Source organism: Hymenobacter sp. (assembly GCF_031398885.1).
GTDB lineage: Bacteria > Bacteroidota > Bacteroidia > Cytophagales > Hymenobacteraceae > Hymenobacter.
The window spans coordinates 1-5,881 of sequence record NZ_JANNOD010000024.1 but is presented as its reverse complement, the minus strand read 5'-3'; the positions used below and the strand labels follow the sequence as shown (position 1 = coordinate 5,881).

General features: G+C 64.6%; 7 protein-coding genes. 6 read left to right on the top strand and 1 reads right to left on the bottom strand.

Annotated elements, in window-relative coordinates:
- Positions 1-303: 303 nt before the first annotated feature.
- Positions 304-891: a DUF922 domain-containing protein gene (locus tag RMO51_RS03640; RefSeq protein ID WP_310392090.1), complete on the top strand. Its 588-nt coding sequence runs from the start codon at positions 304-306 to the stop codon at positions 889-891.
- A 109-nt stretch (positions 892-1,000) separates the two neighbouring features.
- On the top strand, positions 1,001-1,345 hold the full coding sequence (locus tag RMO51_RS03635) for a tRNA-binding protein (protein ID WP_310392088.1): 345 nt from the start codon (positions 1,001-1,003) through the stop codon (positions 1,343-1,345).
- Here the strand turns inward: RMO51_RS03635 and RMO51_RS03630 are convergent.
- A complete protein-coding gene (locus RMO51_RS03630) occupies positions 1,342-1,758 on the bottom strand; it encodes a DUF4296 domain-containing protein (protein ID WP_310392085.1) in 417 nt (138 codons plus the stop codon). The genes RMO51_RS03635 and RMO51_RS03630 overlap by 4 nt on opposite strands.
- Positions 1,759-1,906: 148 nt before the next feature.
- On the opposite strand from RMO51_RS03630, the gene RMO51_RS03625 reads away from it, so the two are divergent.
- From RMO51_RS03625 to RMO51_RS03610, 4 genes are all read left to right on the top strand, one after another.
- Positions 1,907-2,800: a DUF58 domain-containing protein gene (locus RMO51_RS03625; protein ID WP_310392083.1), complete on the top strand. Its 894-nt coding sequence runs from the start codon at positions 1,907-1,909 to the stop codon at positions 2,798-2,800.
- 349 nt (positions 2,801-3,149) lie between these two features.
- Entirely contained in the window at positions 3,150-3,695 is a 546-nt protein-coding gene (locus RMO51_RS03620; RefSeq protein ID WP_310392082.1) for a hypothetical protein, read from the top strand.
- Positions 3,692-4,615 carry a hypothetical protein gene (locus RMO51_RS03615; protein ID WP_310392080.1) on the top strand — a complete coding sequence of 308 codons (924 nt, stop codon included), beginning with the start codon at positions 3,692-3,694 and terminating at the stop codon, positions 4,613-4,615. Before RMO51_RS03620 ends, RMO51_RS03615 begins: the two co-directional genes overlap by 4 nt.
- Before the next feature lie 158 nt (positions 4,616-4,773).
- A complete protein-coding gene (locus tag RMO51_RS03610) occupies positions 4,774-5,796 on the top strand; it encodes a VWA domain-containing protein (RefSeq protein WP_310392078.1) in 1,023 nt (340 codons plus the stop codon).
- The last annotated feature ends 85 nt before the right edge of the window (positions 5,797-5,881 follow it).

Sequence of the window (5,881 nt, the reverse complement as noted above, 5' to 3'; positions counted from 1 at the left end):
AGCGAATTTTTTGGCGGCGAGAACTAGGTAGAGACGCATATTTGCGTCTGGTCGCTCGGGCCGTTCGCGCCATTGTCGTTCAAACGATGAGACGCAAGCAGGCGTCTCTACCTGGTCTGGCACTAGCTTTAACGGCCTGCTAGGGCTCTTTTCGTGTCAGTGTACGTTCTGGCAGGCAGTTAAAAGTGCAGCGTTAGAATGGTCCAGCTTTTAACTCTTTGCTGTTAATCTTTAACTCCGCACAAGAACTTCGAAACGGCTTTGATTTTTTGTGCGCAGGCGTAAGCTTTTCTTTTCTCCCCGATGTTATCCTACTGCTTGACCTCGTTTCTGGTGGTCGTTGGCCTTTTCCAAGGCCCGACCCCGCCGCGCCCCGCCGCCCAGGCCCCAACTAAGCCGGCCCCCGCGCCGCCCATCATTTGGTCGGCCGCGCGCCCTTTGACCGCGGCGGATTTCCAGGGGCGGCCGGGGCCTTCCGACCGGCTGGCGGGCTTGACTTCGGCCGAAATCAAGGCCGGGGCGGCGTGCCGCGATTTCGTGTTCACGGGCACCGTGCAGGCCACCTTCGACCCCGCCACCTCCTGGCTGCGCGACCCCAAAAAGGCGTCGCCCGACCTCCTGCGCCACGAGCAGCTGCACTTCGACATCACCGAGATTTACGCCCGGCTGCTGCGCCAGAAACTGGTGGTGTTCCAGGCCAAGGCCAACTGCCTCAAGCTGCAGCCGGCGTTTAACAACCTCACCAAAGGGGTGTACACGGAGTGGAGCCGGGAGCAGAACCGCTACGACGCGGAAACCAACCACGGCCTCAACGCTGCGCGCCAGGTGTACTGGGAAAAGCAGACGCAGGTAAAATTGGCGCAGCTGGAAGCGTTTGCGCTGCCTCAGTAAGCAGGGTTTAGTTGTCGGTTGTCAGTTGTCAGTCTGTTCTGCTGTCTGCTTTATCAGAACAAGCTGACAACTGACAACGACCAACTGACAATTATAATAACCCGAAGCTATGGATGCTGCACCGCTCACCTGGGCCGAGTTTGAGCACGTGGACCTGCGCGTGGGGACCATCCGCGAGGCGCGCCCGTTCCCCGAAGCCCGCCGGCCGGCGTACCAGCTGCTGATTGACTTCGGCCCGGAAATCGGGTTGAAAAAATCCAGCGCCCAAATCACCCAGCACTACACCCCCGAAGGGTTGGTGGGCCGGCAGGTGCTGGCCGTGGTCAACTTCCCGCCCAAGCAGATTGGAAAATTTTGGTCCGAAGTGCTGGTTACGGGCTTTGCCGATGCCGCGGGCCACATCGTGCTGGCCAGCGTGGCCGGGCCCGTGCCCGACGGCAGCCGGCTGGTTTAGCGGCTGGGGCCGGCGCCGGGGGTGCCCGGCGGTTTGGGGGCGGTGCCGGCGGGGGCGAACTTGGCTTCCCGGCGGGTCAGGGTGTCAATCACCAGCGTGTAAATGTTGCCCAGGTCTTTGCCGTGGATGCTGTAGTAGCGGTAGCTGCGCTGGAAGGCCGAGTCGCTGACTTCGCGTTTCCAGAGCAGCGCTTTTTGCTCGCTCAGGTACAGGGCGCGGGCCGAGTCGGGCGACAGGCGGCTGCTTTCCACGCGGGCTTCCAGCAGGTGCAGGTCGGCGAGCAGGGGCACCATCTGCTCCTGGCTGAGCAGGTCGGCGGGCCGGGGCGGCTCCTCGGGGCGTTGGCAGGCGGGCAGGGCCAGCAGGAGGGGGGGCAGCAACGAGCCCAGGCAGCGGCGACGGATTGACTTCACGGCGGCAAAGCTACGGGGAGTTGTTAGTTGTCAGTTGTCAGTTGTCCGGTGCTCGTTGTCCGGTGCTCATTACCAATGGTCAAACGCCCTGGCCTGACAACTAACAACGGACAACTAACAACAAGCAACTCCCCGTAGCTTCGCCGCCATGAACCCCCCCGTACCTTCGGCCCTTACCGACCTGGTGCGCCGCCTGCGCCACCTCGAAATCCGCATTCGCAAGGCGGTGGAAGCCCAGCTGCAAGGGGATTTTCACTCCGTGTTTAAAGGCACGGGCCTCGAATTTGACGACGTGCGCCTCTACCAGTACGGCGACGAGGTGCGCGCCATCGACTGGGCCGTGAGCAGCAAGGGCCACGGCACGTTTGTCAAAACCTACAAGGAGGAAAAGGAGCAGCAGGTGCTGGTGCTGCTCGACGTGAGCGCCTCGCTGGACGTGGGCGACGGCCAGCGCCGCAAGCTCGACGTGGCCCGCGACATTGCGGGGCTGCTGGCGCTGTCGGCCGCCCGGCAGGGCTCGGCCCTGGGCCTGCTGGCTTTTTCCGACCAAAAGGAGCTGTACCTGCCGCCGGGCAAGGGGCCGCGGGCCGCCTATGCCCTCATTCAGCGGCTGTTTGCGCTGGTGCCGGTTTCGCGCCGCACGGGGGTGGGGGCGGGCATCCGCCAGGCCCTGGGGCTGCTGAAGCGCCGCACCCTGGTGGTGCTCATTTCGGATTTTATCGACGGCAGCTACGAGCGGGAGCTGACCATGCTGGCCCAGCGCCACGACCTGATTGTGGTGCAATTGCGGGCCCCGCGTGAGCGGCATTTTCCGGCCCTGGGCATCGTGCCGCTGCGCGACGCCGAAACCGGTCAACTGCGCTGGGCGAACACCTCGGCACCCGGCTTCCGGGCGCGCGTGGAAGCCGCCGCCGACCGGCAGGAAGCGGAACTGGTCAACCTCTGCCGCCGCCAGCGCACGGGTTTCCTGGCCCTGAGCACCGAAGGCGACTTCGTGCCCCAGCTCGTGAACCTGTTCCGCCACCGCCGCCAAAAATACTGAGAAGCTATTTGGAGCAATTCTTCAAGCGCCGGAACGGAAGTAGAGACGCGTATTCGCGTCTGGTCGTTGAACAATAACCGGTGCCATGGCGCGGACGAGGAGACGCGAATACCCGTCTCTGCCCTATTCCAGACCATGCATCAGCCAATCCGAACAGTTTTTAAGTTAGTAGTCAGCGTGACGTTCTGTTTATTTTTCGGATGGGTTCTAAGTAATAATTGACAGTAACAATTGGCAAGCGGCAAGCCCGTACAACCTTGATTGCTCGTAAGCAGGCTGGAGTCTTGCCACTTCTTACCCAGGACCTGCTATTTGAATCTTGGCCTAAATCATTTACGCTGTCAACCAATTGACATTGGGAAACCGGGCTTATTTCGTTGTTTTACGCGCGCTGGTGCTGGCCATTCTGCTGGTCAGTCTGCCGCGGCCCGTTGGCTTTAGCTGGTGGGTTGCCGCGGGCGGAATTTTGGTTTTTTACGTCTGGGACACAGACCTACCTTCGAGCACCAGCTGGCACAAGCAACCCGCGGTACCCCGCGCTCCGGCAGTTGAAAAATACGCTCATTACCAAACTGATTATGAGGATGAACTTGATAGAAACGAGCCGGGAAAGGGCGGCCGTCAGTACGATTTCTCCGCCGGGGAGCCGGCGGCGCGGCCCAAATTGAGCGCCGCCGAGCGCACCGGCTATCGGCAATTGGTGGGCTTGCGTGTGCCGGTCGAACGCTGGTTTAAGGTTGCGGGATTTGTGGGCCAGGGGAGGGATTTCAGCCTCGACGAGCGGTGCCCGGCAACCCAGGACTGCGTGCGTAGCGCTTCAGGCGCAAAAGGCTGGAATCTCACCACGGGCCCGGACTGGAAAGCCAGCATCCACGACCCGCAACCTGCCGCATGAAACGTTTAGCCTTCCTGGTTCTGGTTTTCGGGCTGGCCGGTGTCGCCCCTCCCGCCGCTTCTCAGGCCCCGCCCGCGCCGGGGCTGGATGCGCCCCAGGGCCGCTTCACGCAGAAAACCGTCCTCGTCGGCGAGCCCCTGGACTACGAGCTGCGCTACGAGCACGCCCCCGACCTGGAGGTGGTGTTTCCGGATTCGCTGGCCCCGTTCGCGCCGTTTGAGTACGCCAGCAAAACGTTTTACCCGACGCGCACCCGCCGGGGCCGCAGCCTTGACCGGGTCGTGTACCACCTGCGCACCTTTCGCCTCGACTCGGTGCAAACCCTGGCGCTGCCCGTGGTGGTGCTGCAAGGGCTCGACACCGTGAGCGTGGCCCCGCCGCCCAGCCGGGTGCGCCTGCGGCGCACGGCCCCGTCCCGCCCCGCCGGCGCCGAGGGCTTGCCCGCGCTCCGCGAGAACCTGGCCCTGGTGCCCGTCGAGCCCTTGTTCAACTACCCGTACTGGCTGGCGGGCGCGGCAGGCGGGCTGCTGCTGGTGGCCGGCAGCGCCGCGCTGTTTCGGCGGCGGCTGCGGCGGCGCTACCAGGCCTACAAGCTCCGCAAAAACCACGGCTATTTCCTGGCCCAGTTTGCCCGCCACGTCGAGCGGTTCGAGCTGTCCCGCTCGGCCACCAACGTGGAGCGGGCCGTGGCCCTTTGGAAAAACTACCTCGCCGGGCTGGAAAACAGCGGCCTGGCCTCCTTCACCACCCGTGAAATTGTGGCGTATTTTGAAAACGACTCCGACGTGCGCCAAGCCCTGACCGCCACCGACCGGGTGATTTACGGCAACCTGCAAACCGAGGAAGCCGAGGAGGTCGACCGCGCCTTCCAGCGCCTGCGCGGCTTTGCCGAGCGCCGCTACGCCTCCGTCACGCGGTAGCAGAGGCTTTGCGGGGCCGGTGCTTGCTGGCCCGCCCGTTGTGCTCGCCCCCGCCCGCGGGTGACCCCGCCGCAAAGAACGCGCCGCCCACTCTGCGCACTGGGCCCCGACGAGCCGTTTGCGGCGCGACTGGCTGGCGGTGGTACTTTCGCCCCGGCTTGAACGACTTTTTTAACCTCTTGCGCTACGCCACGCTGGCCGGCTACCAGTGGCAGGAGCCGCGCCTGTTGCTGCTCATCGCGGCCGTGCCGCTGGTGTTCGGGCTGCGGGGGCTGCTGGCCCGGCGGCGGGCCAGCGTGGGCGTGGCCTTCGGGCCGGGGCCCGGGCGGCGCGACTGGCAGGCCGTGCTGCGCTTTGTGCCCGACGTGGTGCTGGGCCTGAGCCTGAGCTTTGGCCTCGTGGCCCTGGCCCGGCCCCAGCGCACCGACGAGCGGGTGGAGCAGGTGGGCCGCGGCATCGACCTGGTGCTGGCCCTGGACGTGTCGGGCTCCATGGAAATTCAGGACCTGCGCCCCAACCGCCTCGAAGCCGCCAAGCGCATTGCCGCCGACTTCGTGACCACCCGCGCCGGCGACCGGCTGGCTCTGGTGGCGTTTGCCGGCGAAGCCTATTCGCTGGCGCCCCTCACCACCGACTACGACTTGCTGCGCGAGCACCTGGCCGACCTGCGCTTCGGCATGATTAAGCTCGACGGCACGGCCATTGGCTCGGCGCTGGGCGTGGCCATCAACCGCCTGCGCGAGTCCACGGCGCGCTCGCGGGTGTGCATCCTGCTTTCGGACGGCGAGAGCAACGCCGGCAGCCTCGACCCGCTGCTGGCCGCCCAGCTGGCCCACGCTTTCGGCATCCGCCTCTACACCATCGGGGTGGGCCAGGACGGCTTCGTGCCCTACGGCCAAAGCGCCGACGGCCGCCCGCGCTACGTGCAAACCCGCCTCGACGAAACCACCATGCGCCAGCTCGCCGCCGCGGCCGACGGCCAGTTTTTCCGGGCTACCGACGCCGCCGGCCTGCGCGAGGTCTTCCGCCAAATCGGCCGCCTCGAAAAATCCGAAATCAAGCAGCTGCGCTACCGCAACACCAAGGACTTTTACCGCCCCTACCTGTGGTTGAGCATCGGCCTGTGGCTGCTCTGGCTGGGGCTGCGCAGTACTTTCCTAAGTAATCCGTTGGAGGATTAAAATTCAGCGAGCAGTGAGCAAAAAGAACGTCATGCTGAGCTTGCCGAAGCATCTCGCTCGCATCGTGCAACGATGTTGATTACTG